Annotated in this window: 12 protein-coding genes; 4 read left to right on the top strand and 8 right to left on the bottom strand. The window is 74.3% G+C overall.

The window, feature by feature from the left end; all coding sequences use genetic code 11:
• Positions 1–13 precede the first annotated feature (13 nt).
• The 5 genes from FHX78_RS20580 to FHX78_RS20560 all read right to left on the bottom strand — a co-directional run bounded on the left by FHX78_RS20580 (position 14) and on the right by FHX78_RS20560 (position 5,198).
• Positions 14–1,141 carry an SIS domain-containing protein gene (locus FHX78_RS20580; RefSeq protein WP_145868896.1) on the bottom strand — a complete coding sequence of 376 codons (1,128 nt, stop codon included), beginning with the start codon at positions 1,139–1,141 and terminating at the stop codon, positions 14–16.
• Between the two features lie 82 nt (positions 1,142–1,223).
• Positions 1,224–1,394 (bottom strand): Trm112 family protein, encoded by a 171-nt coding sequence (locus FHX78_RS20575; RefSeq protein WP_145868895.1) that lies wholly within the window; start codon positions 1,392–1,394, stop codon positions 1,224–1,226.
• A 165-nt stretch (positions 1,395–1,559) separates the two neighbouring features.
• Positions 1,560–2,924 (bottom strand): phosphomannomutase/phosphoglucomutase, encoded by a 1,365-nt coding sequence (locus FHX78_RS20570; protein WP_145868894.1) that lies wholly within the window; start codon positions 2,922–2,924, stop codon positions 1,560–1,562.
• 82 nt (positions 2,925–3,006) lie between these two features.
• Positions 3,007–4,623, bottom strand: a complete 1,617-nt coding sequence (locus FHX78_RS20565) for an L-lactate permease (protein WP_145868893.1) — start codon at positions 4,621–4,623, stop codon at positions 3,007–3,009.
• Between the two features lie 152 nt (positions 4,624–4,775).
• Positions 4,776–5,198, bottom strand: a complete 423-nt coding sequence (locus FHX78_RS20560; protein ID WP_145868892.1) for a DUF3499 domain-containing protein — start codon at positions 5,196–5,198, stop codon at positions 4,776–4,778.
• A 352-nt stretch (positions 5,199–5,550) separates the two neighbouring features.
• Here FHX78_RS20560 and FHX78_RS20555 point away from each other — a divergent pair, with 352 nt between their 5' ends.
• A complete protein-coding gene (locus FHX78_RS20555; protein WP_145868891.1) occupies positions 5,551–5,934 on the top strand; it encodes a metallopeptidase family protein in 384 nt (127 codons plus the stop codon).
• 240 nt (positions 5,935–6,174) lie between these two features.
• On the opposite strand, the gene FHX78_RS20550 is transcribed toward FHX78_RS20555, so the two are convergent.
• The 3 genes from FHX78_RS20550 to FHX78_RS20540 all read right to left on the bottom strand — a co-directional run bounded on the left by FHX78_RS20550 (position 6,175) and on the right by FHX78_RS20540 (position 11,825).
• Positions 6,175–7,662, bottom strand: coding sequence for a DUF5719 family protein (locus FHX78_RS20550; RefSeq protein ID WP_145868890.1), 1,488 nt, complete (start codon positions 7,660–7,662; stop codon positions 6,175–6,177).
• The gene (locus FHX78_RS20545) at positions 7,659–11,288 is read right to left on the bottom strand and encodes a glycosyltransferase (RefSeq protein ID WP_145868889.1); all 3,630 of its coding nucleotides are present in this window, start codon (positions 11,286–11,288) and stop codon (positions 7,659–7,661) included. The genes FHX78_RS20550 and FHX78_RS20545 overlap by 4 nt, the downstream gene beginning before the upstream one ends.
• 273 nt (positions 11,289–11,561) lie before the next feature.
• The gene (locus tag FHX78_RS20540) at positions 11,562–11,825 is read right to left on the bottom strand and encodes a WhiB family transcriptional regulator (RefSeq protein ID WP_003975777.1); all 264 of its coding nucleotides are present in this window, start codon (positions 11,823–11,825) and stop codon (positions 11,562–11,564) included.
• A 738-nt stretch (positions 11,826–12,563) separates the two neighbouring features.
• Here FHX78_RS20540 and FHX78_RS20535 point away from each other — a divergent pair.
• The 3 genes from FHX78_RS20535 to FHX78_RS20525 are packed head-to-tail and all read left to right on the top strand — an operon-like array spanning position 12,564 to position 15,394.
• Complete coding sequence (locus tag FHX78_RS20535; protein ID WP_145868888.1) at positions 12,564–13,067, top strand: cysteine dioxygenase; 504 nt, start codon at positions 12,564–12,566, stop codon at positions 13,065–13,067.
• A 33-nt stretch (positions 13,068–13,100) separates the two neighbouring features.
• Complete coding sequence (gene cofD, locus FHX78_RS20530; protein WP_145868887.1) at positions 13,101–14,084, top strand: 2-phospho-L-lactate transferase; 984 nt, start codon at positions 13,101–13,103, stop codon at positions 14,082–14,084.
• The gene (locus FHX78_RS20525; RefSeq protein WP_145868886.1) at positions 14,081–15,394 is read left to right on the top strand and encodes a coenzyme F420-0:L-glutamate ligase; all 1,314 of its coding nucleotides are present in this window, start codon (positions 14,081–14,083) and stop codon (positions 15,392–15,394) included. The genes cofD and FHX78_RS20525 overlap by 4 nt, the downstream gene beginning before the upstream one ends.
• Positions 15,395–15,396 lie beyond the last annotated feature (2 nt).

The raw sequence follows: 15,396 nt of genomic DNA, 5'->3' as shown, positions 1-15,396 counted from the left end.
TGCCCGGGCATGATCAGGCTCTCGAAGCGAGCGCCAGGTAAACGGCGGCGAAATCCGTGACGGCGATCAGTTCCGCGAGCGTCTCCAGTTCGCCGCCCTCCTCCGGCTCCAGTTCGCTGACCGGTGTGTCGTGGGTGAGGGCCAGGTCACGGGCGGCCGGGGCGGCGGTGAGGCCGCCGATGGGGCGGTCGCGGAGCAGTACCACGCGCGCGTGCAGGGCGGGCGGCTCGTCCACGCGGTCGCGGAAGAAGTCGTCGGGGTCGGCGCTGGCGGCGAGCGGGCCGGCGAGCAGGGCGCTGTGCGCGGCGAGCGCCTCGGGCAGTTCGGCGACGACGGCGGGGGTGCCGGACAGTTCGGCGAGCGCGGCGGCGAACCGGCGGCCGGCCGGGCCGGCCGAGACGCCCTCGGTCCACACGAGGGGCAGGGCGTCGGCGAGTTCGGCGGCCAGGGTCTTGGCCGGGTTGCTGTACGTCGCGATGGCGGGCCCGCAGCGTTCGGCGATGGCGTCGAGGCGGTCGGCGACCTTCTCCAGGGCCTCCGGCGGGGCGGAGAGCAGGCCGGTGCGGTCCAGGAGCGCGAGCAGCGGGGTGAGCAGCGCCCACAGGACGCCGGGGGCGGAGGCGGCGAGGGGTTCGTCCACGTCGTAGGGCGCGGTGGCCATGGGGACGAAGAGGCCGACGGAGCCGTTCACCGTCTCGGCGAGCGGGGTGCGGGCGGGGGCCACGGCGACGACGGTGCAGCCGCGGCGGTACGCCTGCTCGGCGAGCAGGGACAGGCCCGGTTCGGTGCCGTCGGGGGTGGCGATGAGGAGCAGGTCCACGGAGCCGGCCCAGCCGGGCAGTTCCCAGCGCAGGGCGCCCGCGGCGGGGGCGACGCCGGTGGGCGCGAGGCGGGTGACGGGGCTGCCGGCGCCGGCCAGGGTGCCCAGGAGGTCGGCGGTCTGGGTGGCGGCGGCTCCGGGGCCCGCGATGAGGACGGCGCGGGGGCGGCCGTCCGGCTTGAGGCCGTTGACGCCGGCCTCGGCGGCGTGCCGGGCGGCGGTGCGGACGCGGGCGCCGGCTTCCGCGGCGCCGCGGAGCAGCGCGCGGTGGTCGGCCTCGGCGAGGCCCTCCGGTGAGTCGAGCAGCGATTCGTCGAGCATGGGCGGCAGGCTCCGATCGGCGGGGCGTCGTCGGTACGCGGGCGCCGGGTCGCGGGTGCGGGCCGGGTCGCCGGATCGTCGGTTACGCGGGGCGGCGGGCCTCGTCGACGAGGAGGACGGGGATGCCGTCGCGGACCGGGTAGGCCAGGCCGCAGTCCTGGCCGGTGCAGATCAGCTCGGTGTCCCGCTCCTCGAGGGGGGCGTGGCAGGCCGGGCAGGCGAGGATCTCCAGAAGGCCGGCTTCGAGCGGCATGGGCGTTCCCTTCGGGCGGTGGGTGGCTTGTGGGGATGTGCTGGTCAGGGTACCGCCGGTGGGGCTTCGGCGGGGTGGGGAGAGGTGGGGCGCCGGCTGGGGCGGGGCCGCCGGCGCGGGGCGGTGGGCGGCCTCCGTCGCCCCGCGGTGCGGCGTACGCCGTCGCTACGACCTGATGATCGCCAGCGCCTCGTCGCGCACCTTCCGCATCGTGGCCTCGTCGCGGGCCTCCGCGTTCAGGCGGAGGAGCGGTTCGGTGTTGGAGGGGCGGACGTTGAACCACCAGTCGGCGGAGGTGACGGTGAGGCCGTCCAGTTCGTCCAGGGTGATGCCCTCGCGGCCCTCGTAGGCGGCCCGGATCGCGGCCAGGCGGGCGGTCTGGTCGTCGACGGTGGAGTTGATCTCACCGGAGCCGGCGTAGCGGTCGTACTGGGCGACCAGGGCGGACAGGGTGCCCTGCTGGCCGCCGAGGGCGGCGAGGACGTGCAGGGCGGCCAGCATGCCCGTGTCGGCGTTCCAGAAGTCGCGGAAGTAGTAGTGCGCGGAGTGCTCGCCGCCGAAGATCGCGCCGGTCCTGGCCATCTCGGCCTTGATGAAGGAGTGGCCCACGCGGGTGCGCTCGGGGGTGCCGCCGTTCTCCCGTACGACCTCGGGGACCGACCAGGAGGTGATCAGGTTGTGGATGACCGTGCCCCGGCCGCCGTTGCGGGCCAGTTCGCGGCAGGCCACCAGGGCGGTGACCGCGGACGGCGGGACCGGTTCGCCCCGCTCGTCGACGACGAAGCAGCGGTCGGCGTCGCCGTCGAAGGCGAGGCCGAGGTCGGCGCCCTCCTCGCGGACCCGCTGCTGCAGGTCGACCAGGTTGGCCGGGTCGAGGGGGTTGGCCTCGTGGTGGGGGAAGGTGCCGTCGAGTTCGAAGTACATCGGGACGAGGGTGAGCGGCAGGCCGGCGAAGACCGTCGGCACGGTGTGTCCGCCCATGCCGTTGCCCGCGTCGACGACGACCTTCAGCGGGCGGATCGAGGTCAGGTCGACGAGCGAGCGCAGGTGGGCCGCGTAGTCGTCCAGCGTGTCGCGCCGGGTGACCGTTCCCGGCGTGCCGGCCGGCGTCGGGGCGCCGGACTCGCTCCACCGCTCCACCAGGTCCCGGATGTCGGCCAGACCCGTGTCCTGGCCGACCGGGGCGGCGCCCGCGCGGCAGAGCTTGATGCCGTTGTAGCGGGCCGGGTTGTGCGAGGCGGTGAACATCGCGCCCGGGAGGTGCAGGGCGCCCGAGGCGTAGTACAGCTGGTCCGTTGAGGCCAGGCCGATCTCGGTGACGTCGGCGCCCTGGGCCGCCGCGCCGCGCGCGAAGGCGCTCGACAGGCCGGGGGACGAGGGCCGCATGTCGTGACCGGTGACGAGGGCGGTCGCGCCGGTCACCCGGGCGAAGGCGGCGCCGAAGAGTTCGGCGAGCGTCTCGTCCCACTGGTCGGGGACGACCCCGCGCACGTCGTACGCCTTCACGATCTGCGACAGATCAGCAGCCACGGCCAGCCCTTCCGGAAGTCCTGTCGGTCACCACAAACTACCCGGAGGGGCCGCCGGTCCGGTCGTCGGTGCCGCGGAGGCTTCAGGGCAGCATCCAGCCGAGCACCGCCGTGCTCTGGCCCACCACGATCAGGCACATCACCAGCAGCAGGCCGAGGCTCCACGGCAGTACCTTGCGCAGCAGGTCGCCCTCGCGGCCCGCCAGCCCGACGGCCGCGCAGGCGATGGTGAGGTTCTGCGGCGAGATCATCTTGCCGAGGACGCCGCCGGAGCTGTTGGCGGCGGCGAGCAGGTCGGCCGACAGGCCGGACTCGCGGGCGGCGGTCACCTGGAGGGCGCCGAAGAGGGCGTTGGCGGAGGTGTCCGAGCCGGACACGGCGACGCCGAACCAGCCCAGCACCGGGGACAGGAAGGCGAGCCCGGCGCCGGCCGCGGCCACGAAGTGGCCGATCGTCGCCGCCTGGCCGGAGAGGTTCATGACGTAGGCGAGGGCCAGGACGGAGGTCACGGTGAGGACGGCGAACCGCAGTTCGTACACCGTCGCCAGCCACTCCTTGACCGCCACGCGCGCGTGCACTCCGATCAGGGCCGCCGTGCCCACGCCCGCGAGCAGGACGAGGGTGCCGCCGGTGGAGACGACCGGCCAGGTGAACACGTTGCCGCTGACGGGCTCGCCGTCCGGGCCCGCGACGTCGAGGAAGGGCCAGTCGAAGGTTTGGGTGGCGCCGGCCAGCCAGTCCTTGACCGCGGGGATCTGCGCGACGGAGAACACCGCCACGATCAGGGCGTACGGGGCGTAGGCCCGCACCACTTCGCCGCGCGGGTCCTCCTCGTCCAGTTCCTCGCTGCGGACGCCGGTCAGCACGGAGGTCCGTACGGCCTCGGTGGCGGGCACGCGCGCGTGCGGTACGGCGACCAGGGCGGCCGCTCCGGCCAGGGCGGCGCCGATGTCGGCGAGCTGCGCGGAGACGTAGTTGGAGGCGACGAACTGCGCCACGGCGAAGGCGGTGCCGCAGACCAGTGCGGGGATCCAGGTCTCGCGCAGACCGCGCCGCCCGTCCACCAGCCAGACCAGCACGAGCGGCACGACGAGCGCGAGCAGCGGGGTCTGACGGCCCACCACGGACGCCACGGAGTCCAGCGGCAGGCCGGTGACCTGGGCGAGCGTGACGACGGGGGTGCCCATGGCGCCGAACGCCACGGGCGCGGTGTTGGCGACCAGCGCGACCACGGCGGCGCGTACGGGGTCGAAGCCGAGGGCCACCAGCATCACGGCGGAGATCGCGACGGGGGCGCCGAATCCGGCGAGGGCCTCCAGGAGGGCGCCGAAGCAGAAGGCGATGACGAGCGCCTGGATGCGGGGGTCGTCGGAGAGGCGGCCGAAGGAGCGGCGCAGGATGTCGAAGTGGCGGGTGCGGACGGTCATCCGGTAGACCCACAGGGCGTTGACGACGATCCACAGGATGGGGAAGAGGCCGAAGGCGGCTCCCTGAACACCGCTGGAGAGTGTCTGGCCTAGGGGCATGCCGTAGGCGAGGCAGGCCACCAGGACGGCCGCCAGCAGGCCGGTCAGGCCCGCGAGGTGGGCCTTCATCCGCACGCCGCCGAGCAGCACCAGGACGATCACCAGGGGTAGGGCCGCCACGAGGGCGGAGAGCCCGAGTGAGCCGGCGACGGGTTCCAGTTCCTGGACGTACACGGACGCCTCCCGATTCCGCCATGCGAAAGCGATTTCTCGCCGGACAGCCAACGGAATGGTCGTGTCCGCGACAAGGGGGCGTCAATGGGCGTGCGGGGGTTTATGTGGCTGCCGAGCGGGGTGCCGGTACGCCGGAAAGCGGGCTCCGCCGGTCAGTTGTCCGGGGAGCGGAGGACGCGCAGGTGGCCGCGGCGTGCGACTTCCATGGGGTCGGCGCCGCGGGATCCGCCGCCGGCTCCCGCCGCGCGCTCCTGCGGGCGGGCCGCCTCGCGCACGGCGTTCGCAAGCGCTTCCAGGTCGTCGCCGCTGGGCTGGGCGGGGGCCGAGCCGTCGAGCAGGCGGACGACCTCCCAGCCGCGCGGTGCGGTGAGGCGCTCGGAGTGCTCGGCGCACAGGTCGTAGCAGTGGGGTTCGGCGTAGGTGGCGAGAGGGCCGAGGACCGCGGTCGAGTCGGCGTAGACGTACGTCAGCGTCGCGACGGCGGGACGGCCGCAGGCGGTGCGCGAACAGCGACGTACAGGGCTCACGACGTTGGACGGTACCGCACTCTTGAGCGGGCCGCGACGACTCTCCATCAGGTCACTCCACCGTGTCGTGGTGTGAAACACCCCACATGCCCCTTTGGGCATACCTCTCTGACCTGGTTCGACGTGGACGTCCAAGGGGCGCGGCGGTTCTGGTTCCGGTCACCAGTTGGTACAAACACCGTCATTTGCCTAGAGGTGATCGGTCGCGGAGAGATATGGAATCGAGCCCAAGCTTGGCCGGAATGGTCATGTTGTGACATGCCGCGCGGGTTCTCCCCAAGGCGGGTGGGTGTCGGGCGGGTCGGCGACGCGACGACTACGCTTCGCAGTGATGGACAGCCCTGTGACGCCCCGTGCCGCCGGCCCCGGGCCCCGACGCCGTGATCGCCACGGCCGGGGCATGCGCGGCCCGATCGCACCACCCCAGGTACCGCTCGCCGCCAGTCGCGCGGAGACGTTCGCGGATCTGGTGCAGGACTCCGTGGAGCGGCTGGAGCGGCGGTGGCCGCAGCTCGCCGACGTCGACTTCCTCGTGCTGGACGTGCCGCGGCTGGACGGGGCGGCGGGGGCGGGGTGGAGCGACGAGACGGTGCCGCTGGGCGGGACCGTGGCCGCGCGCGAGGGGCGTCCGGCGCGGGTGGTGGTCTACCGGCGGCCGGTCGAGATCCGCACCAAGGGGCGCGACGAGCGGGCGGCGCTGGTGCACGAGGTGGTCGTCGAGCAGGTGGCGGATCTGCTGGGGCTGACGCCGGAGACCGTGGATCCGCGGTACGGGGAGGACTGAGGGGGCGCGGCGCGGGGGTCTGTGGGTTCTCTGGCTGCGGCGCCGGGTTCGGTGCGGTGCGCGTAGCACGTGGGTGGGGCGGGGGCGGGGCGGGGGTGTCCGTCCTCGGTCCGGCGCGGAATCGGTCGGTCGAGAAGTGCGGGGTGCGGACGCGCCGGCCGCTGCGGGCGGGCACCCCCGCCCCGCCCCCTCCGCGCCGTACGCGGCCCCGGGCGCCGTCGGGGGCCGCGCGGGCGCTGCCTACCGCTGCAGGACCGAGAGGTCCTCCTCCGATTCCGGTACGGCCACCATGCCGCGGTCGTCCGGGAGCGGCTGGACGGTGAAGAACGGGACGCCGTCCGACGTCGTGCCGAGGGTGCGGGAGGCGTAGACGGGGGTGCCCGACCGGGGTTCGAGCGTGAGGGCGTACGTGCCCTTCGCGCCGGCCGGGACGGGGACCTCGATGTCCTGGGTGGTGCCGGACTTGATCGTGTACGTCTTGGACGCCGGCGTACCGCCCTCGGTGCCCGCGGAGGCGGTGACCTTGACCGTGGCCGTGCCTTCTGGGGCGGTCACCGAGAGGGTCGTGCCCTCGGCGGTGTTGCCGGCGGACGTCGCGCGGGGGCCGACGGGGCGGGCGGCCGGGATGAAGGCCGACTCCTGCTCGCCGGCGTCGCCGCGCAGCACCCGCACCGCCGCCACCACCGGGACCGTGCTGTCCGACGCGGTCAGCACCAGGGAGCCCGCCTCGCCGCGCGTGAGGTCGCCCAGGTCGGCGGCCGAGGTCATGCCGCCCTTCACGTGGAGCGTCTCGTTGCCGGCCGGGGTGATCAGGCCCGACGGGGAGGCGAGGCGCACCTTGAGGTCGACGTCGGCGTCACGCGGGGTGAAGGCGACCAGGCGTACGGCGGTGGCGTCCTTCGGGATGCCGGGCAGGACCAGGGTGCCCGAGGGGTCGGCCGACGCGGGCAGCCAGTCGCCGCCCACCTCGGCGTCCAGGGCCTGGACGGCCGCGCCGACCCTGCCGCTGCGGACCACCACGTGCGCGGTCACGTCGGTCTGCTTCTCTTCGGTGAGCGTGGACAGCAGGACCGGCTCGGAGGAGTGCGGCGGGACCGTGATGCCCTCCCCCACCACCGTCTTGAGCGCGCCGTCCTCGCCGTAGAGCTCGATGTCCACGACCGCCGCCGAGTCGTCGGGGTTGGTCAGGTGGACGTAGTCGGTGCGGTCGGGGTCGGTGCTGGCGCCCGGGAACCAGAATTCGGTGTCCGCGGCCGTGCAGGCGACACCTTGCAGGCCCCGGCCCGTGCCGGCGGTGACCTCCGTCGTCTGCTGCACGGTCCAGCCGGGCGCGAAGCGGCCCTCGGCGGTGCCGACGAGGGCGGGGGCGTCGGCACCGGTGGTGTCCCCGGTGACCGGCTTGCCGGGGTCCCCGGGTTCCAGCACGGCCTTCTCGTCGGGCTTCTCGTCGGCCTTCTCGTCGGTCTTCTCCGCGGCGGGCCGCAGGACGGCCTTGCCCGTGTCCTCCGTGCCCTTCGTGAGCGGCGTGAAGGACGTGTACGTCGTCTCGGCCAGGTCGGAGCCGCTGGGCCGGGGGCACAGCAGGGTCGTGCGTTCCACGGGGAGGCGGGCCGACGCCGCGGCCGTCCCGTCCGTGGTCCCGGCGTCCGGTGCGGACACCGCGGCGAAGCCGGTGACGGCGGCGAGCGCGGTCGCGCCCGCGATCAGGGACAGGGTGGTGCGGTTCACTGCTGGCTCCCGTCGGGACGCTCACTGCCCGTGCCGTGGGGGTCGTAGGGCGCGTCGTAGCCCTGCGCGTAGTTCTGGTCGTAGCCCTGCGGGTACGCCTGGTCGTACGGCGGCTGGGGGGTGCCGTAGGCGTACGGGTCGTACTGGCCGCCCTGGTAGGGGTCCGCCGGGTACTGCTGGTGGTAGGGGTCCTGCGCGTACTGCTGCTGCTGGTACTGGTCGCCGGTCTGCTGCCAGTCCGTGTAGTCGGGCTGGGGCGGGACGGGGGCGGGGGCGGGTTCCTCGGCGGGTGCTTCCTCGGGGGCGGGTTCCGCCTCGGCCTCGGCCTGGGCGCGCAGGCGGCGGGCGCGGCGGCCCTCGCCGGCCAGGGCCTCGGCCGGGACGGCCTCTTCCTCCGGCAGGTCGTCGTCGACGTCGCGGCGGCGGCCGGGCAGGGCCATGACGACGAGGACGACGGCGAGCAGGCCCTGCGTCCACAGCCAGGCGGTGTGGGTGACCGGGGCGTCGTAGGTGACGTCCAGCGTGCCGCCGGAAGCGGGGAGTTCGAAGCCCTGGGCCCAGCCGTCGACCGTGGTGCGGGGCAGCGGCTCGCCGTCGAGGGTGGCGGTCCAGCCGTCGGCGGCGGTGTCGGCGAGGCGGAGGGTCCGGCCCTCGGTGCCGCTCGGGATCTCGGTGTGGATCTCGACCGGGCCCGCGGCGACGGGCTGCGGCTCGGCGTCGCCGTCCCCGGCGGGCACGATGCTCGCGCGGGAGACCTGCCGGTCGACCCGCCACAGCGCGCCGCCCGCCTGCTGGCTGAGCCGGCTCAGGCCGGGGGTGGCGTCCAGGACGCGGGTGACCTCGCGGGGTGCCCCGGGGTGGACGAGGACGTAGCGGACGGCGAAGCCGCCGAGCTGGTCGGCCTGGTCGGCGCCGGAGCCGGCGACCAGGTTGGCGACGACCTTGTCGAGCCGGGCGTTCTCGCCGTCCACCTCGGCGGTCTCGGCGTCGCCCATGCGGGCGCCGGAGCCGCGGACCAGCACGTAGCCGACGTGGGCGGTGGAGTCGCTGTCGAGGACGAGGGTGCGGGCCTGGTCGCGGGTGCCGCTCTCCTCGGCGACGAAGGCGGGCACCTGGACCGGGTCGCGCCGCTCCAGCGGCCCGTCGGCGCCGCGCAGCATCCAGCCGACGGCGACGAGCAGCGGACCGACGGCGCAGGCGAGGGCGATCAGCGCGGCGACCGGCTGGCGCCAGCCGAAGCTCTGCTCGGCGACCCGCGCGCGGGCCCCGTCGGCGCCCAGCGTGGCGGCGGCCAGGACGGCGATGCCGTAGACGAGGGTCGCGGGGCCGGCCCAGGCGGAGTGGTTGGACAGGACCGCGAAGACGAGGCCCACCAGGGCGGCCGCCCACGCGGTGAGGATGGCCGGCCGGCGCTCGGAGCGGAGCAGGGCGGCCAGCGCGGCGAGCACGAGGCCGATGAGCAGCAGACCGGTGACGGTGCCGGGGCCGCCCGGGCTGGCGCCGAGCAGGTCGAGGGCGGAGGCGGCGGACGGGCCGTACTCCAGGCCGGCCTCCCGGAAGAAGCCGAACGGCAGGAGGGACAGCGACCAGGGGGCGAGGACCAGCAGGGGGGTGCCCAGCTGGGCCAGGAAGCGGAGCCCGTACGCCGGGATGTCGCTCCGGCGCAGGGCCAGGACGCCGAGTCCGAGGACCAGCGCGATGGGCCACACGATCGGCGTGAACGCGGTGGTGAGGGTGAGCAGCAGCGCGTACGCCCAGGTGGCGCGCCAGCTGCCGCGGGTGCCGGAGGTGCTGGTGAGGCCGCTCGCGGCGATGCCCGCGCGGGCGATCAGCGGCAGCAGGACGGCGAGGACGGCGGTGCCGATGCGGCCGCCGGCCAGGGCGCCGGTCGCGGCGGGCAGGAAGGCGTAGGCGACGGCCGCCCAGGCGCGCAGCAGCCGGGACTCGACGAGCGGGCGGGAGGCGAGGTACGCGGTGAACCCGGCCAGCGGGACCGAGCAGACCAGCAGGATCGTGACGGCGAGGCCGGTGGAGCCGAGGAGCAGGGAGGCGAGGGCGGCCACCACCGCGAGGTAGGGCGGGGCGGATCCGGTGCCGCCGGCGCCCACGGTGTGCCAGGCGTCGGTGTAACGCGCCCACAGGTCGGCCGAGTCGGCCGGTGCGGGGAGCAGGGCGCCGCCCGCGAGCGCGCCGCCGCCGAGGAGTCCCCGGCAGGCCGCGAGCGAGACGAGCAGCAGCAACAGGAAGAGCACCGGGCCGGGTTTGCGGGCGATGCGCTTGAGACGGGCGAACTGTTCGACCTCGAGGAAGTCGGCGTCGTCGCCGCCGGGTCCGGACTCGGTGGCGCTGCCGTGGCGTCCGGCGCCGGAGGCGGCTTCGGGGTCGGAGCGGCCGACGAGGTTGCTCGCGATCTGTTCCACGGTGACGCGGACGGTCGCGCCGGGCGGCGGGAACAGCTGCCGCAGTTCGCCCTTGTCGATCTGCGGGCTGCCGCGGTGGCGGCGTCCGGCGAGGATCCGTTCGGGCCACAGCAGGGTGCCCACGAGGCCGCGGATCTCGTCGACGGCCTGCCCGGGGACCTTGCCGACGAGGTAGGCGAGGGTGCGCAGCAGGGTGCCGAGGACGACGCGCAGCAGTACCCAGGGCAGCACCGCGGTACGGCTGTTGACGAGCAGGGCGTAGACGGCGCCCGCCTTGTCCACCTTGTGCGGGGAGGCGGAGGTGCGGCCCACGCAGTCGACGGTGCGGCGTTCCCGGGAGGCGGCCTCGGCGTGCCGGACGACCGCCTCGGGGGCGATCAGGACCCGGTGTCCGGCCGAGTGCGCGCGCCAGCACAGGTCGACGTCGTCGCGCATCAGGGGCAGGTGGCGGTCGAAGCCGCCGAGCCGGTCGAAGACGTCGCGGCGGACCAGCATGCCGGCGGTGGACACCGACAGGACGGACCGCACGTGGTCGTGCTGGCCCTGGTCCTGTTCGCGGCGGTCCAGTCCGGTCCAGCGGCGGCCGGAGTTGGCGATGGAGACGCCGACCTCGAGGAGCTGCCTGCGGTCGTACCAGCCGCGGAGTTTGGGGCCGACGACGGCCACGTCGTCGCGGCCGAGTTCGTACTCGTTCTCCACGACGCGCAGCAGCTGGGCCAGCGCGTCGGGTTCGGGGGCGCAGTCGTCGTGCAGCAGCCACAGCCACTGCACCGGTTCGCCGTGCGGGAGTTCGGGCAGGTCGTAGGCGTCGTCGCGCCAGCTGCGGGTGACCGGGTCCCAGCCGCTCGGCCGCTTCAGGTACGGCAGGTCGTCCGGCGTGAGGTGCGGGGCGCTGCGGTTGCACTCCTCGACGGCCTGGCCGAAGCCGGTGCGCCGGGCGAGGTGCAGCACGCGGTCGTCGCCGAGGGCGTCGGTGACCAGCCGGGCGGAGTCGTCCGCGCTTCCGGTGTCGGCGCCCATGGCGAACTGGACGGGGCGCTCCTGGCCGAGCAGCCCGGCGAGCGCGTCGGGCAGCCAGCGGGCACCGTCGTGGGAGACGAGGACCGCGGTCACCACGTGACGCGGGAACTCGGGCGGGCGGGCGGGGTCAAACCCTGCGGTGGCAGCGAGGTCTTGCCGGGCTGCGGTGTGGCTGTGCACGGACATCGAGGTACGGGCCCCGGTTCGGTGGACTGTGGGGGACGCCCGCGCCCGGTGGGGGCAGCGGGGCGTCTCGGACGAGCGACCACACTATCGGCAGATGAAACGGGGCGGCGCGGAGCGCCTCGGTGGGGGCGGTGACCGGACGGAACGGCCCGTCGCCGGTGGATGGTCCACCCGCGACGGGCCGTGAGTTCCGTATGTACGTGGTGACGTGCGTGTGTCCTCGGTGTCCGCTGTGCGGAGATGACGCGCGTACGGCGGTGATGTGGCGCCGTGTCAGACGGCGGCCTTCTTCAGCCGGCGGCGCTCCCGCTCGGACAGGCCGCCCCAGATGCCGAAGCGCTCGTCGTTGGCGAGGGCGTATTCGAGGCACTCGGAGCGGACCTCGCAGGCGAGGCAGACCTTCTTGGCCTCGCGGGTCGAGCCGCCCTTCTCGGGGAAGAAGGACTCGGGGTCGGTCTGGGCGCACAGCGCGCGCTCCTGCCAGCCGAGCTCCTCGTCCGCGTCGTCGACCAGCAGTTGCTGCACCAGCTCGGTCATGTGCGCCCCTCGTCCGTCTTTCGCGTCCCCGTGATGTAGCCGTTACCGATCCCGGCTGAACGACACGAGTGAAATTACAAGTGTGCTGCTCCGGGCGAGTCAAGCCGAGATCTGCTATTGAGCCCCTTATTCACTCTGCGGAACCAAGGCCAAGCGTTAAGTGTTCAAATCACCCTAAACCTTGACACGCGGAGGGGACCCACGAGGGCTTCCGGCCCCCCGCAGAGCCTCTACGGGGAAGACGCCCACGAGATCGATCCCGTTGCGACACCCGCGCCGAAGCGAACCGGATCACAGTCGCATCACGAGATCGCAACGGCACGCGCGGCGCCCGGCCGTGCGCACCTTGTGTCCCGGGAAACGACTGAGCAAACCTTTCGCCTACGAGAAGAACCGGATGAGGTGAACCATGTCCTACATATCGGGCGTCGAGTTGACAGTGGCGGAGTGAACCGCTGTCCTTGTGGGCATGCTCGCGAATTCGGCACTCACCTCGACCCGCTCCGCCGGGTTCCTCGGTGCTGCCCGCGCTCGCTGTAGCTGTCGCTGTTCCGGCTGTTGAGCCCACGCGCTCCGGCCGCCACCGGGTCGTCCGCGACCCGGACGCAGTTCCCCTCGCTCCATCAGGGCACCTTCCTTCGCTCCACCAGGGCATCCCTCGCCGCAGGCCCGCGACCCGGGCGCACGCGACGCGACACCCCACCCCCACCGCTTCTCCGCCAAGGAACTCCGCACCCCATGAACAGCGACAGCGACCTCCAGATCGCCGGCGACATCCTCGAAGTCCCGCACCTGCTCCAGGCGCCGCGCGAGCACCCGGCCACCGTGGCCGAGTTCGCCGGCCTCGCCCGTTCCGTCGCCGCCGACCGCTCCCAGTGGGAGCACCTCGTGCGCTACGACGCCACCAGCCGCTGGTACCACCGGCTGCGCACCGGGCCCGGATACGAGGTGTGGCTGCTGTCCTGGGTGCCCGGCCAGGGCAGCGGACAGCACGACCACGGCCCCTCCTCCGGCGTGCTCACCGTCCTCGACGGCACCCTGACCGAGCACACCGCCCGCGGCACCCGCGCGCTGACGGCGGGCGCGCAGCGCGTCTTCGCGCCGGGCTATGTGCACGAGGTCGTCAACGACGCGCTGGAGCCCGCCGTCAGCCTGCACATCTACTACCCGGGCCTGACCGAGATGCCGATGCACACCCCGCACTGCGAGGCGCGCGCGGTGCCGGGCCCGGTGACTGCCTGACGTGATGTCGTAGCCGCCTGCGAGGATGGCCCCATGCGCATTGTGGTTCTGGCAGGCGGCATCGGCGGTGCCCGTTTCCTGCGCGGTCTGAAGCGGGCCGTGCCGGACGCGGACATCACCGTCATCGGCAACACCGGGGACGACATCCACCTCTTCGGGCTGAAGGTCTGCCCGGACCTCGACACGGTGATGTACACCCTTGGCGGCGGCATCAACGAGGAGCAGGGCTGGGGGCGGACCGACGAGACCTTCCGCGTCAAGGAGGAGCTCGCGGCCTACGGCGTCGGCCCGGAGTGGTTCGGGCTCGGCGACCGGGACTTCGCCACGCACATCGTGCGGACGCAGATGCTCGGTGCCGGATATCCGCTGAGCGCGGTGACCGAGGCGCTGTGCGACCGCTGGCAGCCGGGCGTGCGCCTGATCCCGATGACCGACGACCGCGTGGAGACGCACGTGGCGGTCACGTTGCCCGACAGCGGCTCCGCCGAGGGGTCCGGCGAGCGCAAGGCGGTCCACTTCCAGGAGTACTGGGTGCGGCTGCGGGCCTCGGTGCCGGCCGAGGCGGTCGTGCCGGTCGGCGCGGAGCAGGCGAAGCCGGCCCCGGGCGTCCTGGAGGCGATCGCCGGGGCCGACGTGATCCTCTTCCCGCCCTCCAACCCCGTGGTCTCCGTCGGCACGATCCTCGCCGTGCCGGGCATCCGTGAGGCGATCGCCGACGCGGGCGTGCCGGTGGTCGGCCTGTCGCCGATCGTCGGGGACGCGCCCGTGCGCGGCATGGCCGACAAGGTGCTCGCGGCCGTGGGCGTGGAGTCCACGGCGGCCGCGGTGGCCGAGCACTACGGCTCGGGCCTGCTGGACGGCTGGCTGGTCGACACCGTCGACGCGGGTTGTGTGGAGCGCGTCGAGGCCGCCGGGATCCGCTGCCGGGCCGTGCCGCTGATGATGACCGACGTCGAGGCGTCCGCGCGGATGGCGCGGGAGGCACTGGCGCTGGCGGAGGAGGTGCGGGCGGTATGAGGGAGGCGCACCCCGCGCCCGGTTACCGGGTGTGGGCCGTGGCCGGCCTGCCCGAGGTCCGCCCGGGCGACGACCTGGCCAAGCTGATCGCCGCCACCGGACCGGGCCTGGCCGACGGCGACGTCCTCCTGGTCACCTCGAAGATCGTCTCCAAGGCGGAGGGCCGCGTCGTCGAGGCGGCCGACCGGGAGGCCGCGATCGACGCGGAGACGGTCCGCGTGGTGGCCCGGCGCGGCACCCTGCGCATCGTCGAGAACCGGCAGGGCCTGGTCATGGCCGCGGCCGGCGTCGACGCCTCCAACACCCCGGCGGGCACGGTCCTGCTGCTGCCCGAGGACCCGGACGCCTCCGCGCGGGCGATCCGCGACGGCCTGCGCGACGCCCTCGGCGTCGAGGTCGGCGTGATCGTCACCGACACCTCCGGCCGGCCCTGGCGCTCGGGCCTGACGGACGTCGCAATCGGCGCGGCGGGCGTCCGCGTCCTGGACGACCTGCGCGGCGGCACCGACGCGTACGGCAATCCGCTCGCCGCCACGGTCGTCGCCACGGCCGACGAACTGGCCGCGGCGGGCGACCTGGTCAAGGGCAAGGCGTCCGGCCTCCCGGTGGCCGTCGTCCGCGGGCTGCCCCACGTGGTGGCGCCCGACGACGGCGAGGGCGCGCGGGCCCTGGTCCGCGGCGCCCGCGACGACATGTTCCGCCTCGGCACCTCCGAGGCCGTGCGCCAGGCGGTGACCCAGCGCCGTACGGTGCGGGCCTTCACCGACGAGCCGGTCGACCCGGGCGCGGTGCGCCGCGCGGTGGCGGCGGCCGTGACGGCACCGGCCCCCCACCACACCACGCCGTGGCGTTTCGTCCTGCTGGAGTCCCCCGCGGCCCGCACCCGCCTCCTGGACGCGATGCGCGACGCCTGGATCGCGGACCTGCGCCGCGACGGCAGGACGGAGGAGTCCGTCGCCCGGCGGGTCCGCCGCGGCGACGTCCTGCGCAATGCGCCCTACCTGGTCGTGCCCTGCCTGGTGATGGACGGCTCGCACACCTACGGGGACGCGCGGCGGGACGGCGCGGAGCGGGAGATGTTCGTGGTCGCCGCGGGCGCGGGCGTGCAGAACCTCCTGGTCGCCCTGGCCGGGGAGCGGCTGGGCTCGGCCTGGGTGTCGTCGACCATGTTCTGCCGTGACGTGGTCCGGGAGGTCCTGGACCTGCCCGCGCACTGGGACCCCATGGGCGCGGTGGCGGTGGGCCATCCCGCCGAGGACCCGCGTCCGCGGCCGGAGCGGGACCCGGGGGCGTTCATCGAGGTGCGGTGAGC

The sequence above is a fragment of the Streptomyces capillispiralis genome, from assembly GCF_007829875.1.
Taxonomy (GTDB): domain Bacteria; phylum Actinomycetota; class Actinomycetes; order Streptomycetales; family Streptomycetaceae; genus Streptomyces; species Streptomyces capillispiralis.
Note: the sequence above shows the minus strand (reverse complement) of the source record. Positions and strands in the feature narration are given on the sequence as shown.

Excerpts from the sequence above, each read along its gene's own strand:
- cofD (WP_145868887.1), top strand. The coding sequence starts at position 13,101 with ATGCGCATTGTGGTTCTGGCAGGCGGCATCGGCGGTGCCCGTTTCCTG.
- FHX78_RS20525 (WP_145868886.1), top strand. The coding sequence starts at position 14,081 with ATGAGGGAGGCGCACCCCGCGCCCGGTTACCGGGTGTGGGCCGTGGCC.
- FHX78_RS20560 (WP_145868892.1), bottom strand. The coding sequence starts at position 5,198 with ATGGAGAGTCGTCGCGGCCCGCTCAAGAGTGCGGTACCGTCCAACGTC.
- FHX78_RS20540 (WP_003975777.1), bottom strand. The coding sequence starts at position 11,825 with ATGACCGAGCTGGTGCAGCAACTGCTGGTCGACGACGCGGACGAGGAG.
- FHX78_RS20555 (WP_145868891.1), top strand. The coding sequence starts at position 5,551 with ATGCGCGGCCCGATCGCACCACCCCAGGTACCGCTCGCCGCCAGTCGC.
- FHX78_RS20575 (WP_145868895.1), bottom strand. The coding sequence starts at position 1,394 with ATGCCGCTCGAAGCCGGCCTTCTGGAGATCCTCGCCTGCCCGGCCTGC.
- FHX78_RS20545 (WP_145868889.1), bottom strand. The coding sequence starts at position 11,288 with ATGTCCGTGCACAGCCACACCGCAGCCCGGCAAGACCTCGCTGCCACC.
- FHX78_RS20580 (WP_145868896.1), bottom strand. The coding sequence starts at position 1,141 with ATGCTCGACGAATCGCTGCTCGACTCACCGGAGGGCCTCGCCGAGGCC.
- FHX78_RS20535 (WP_145868888.1), top strand. The coding sequence starts at position 12,564 with ATGAACAGCGACAGCGACCTCCAGATCGCCGGCGACATCCTCGAAGTC.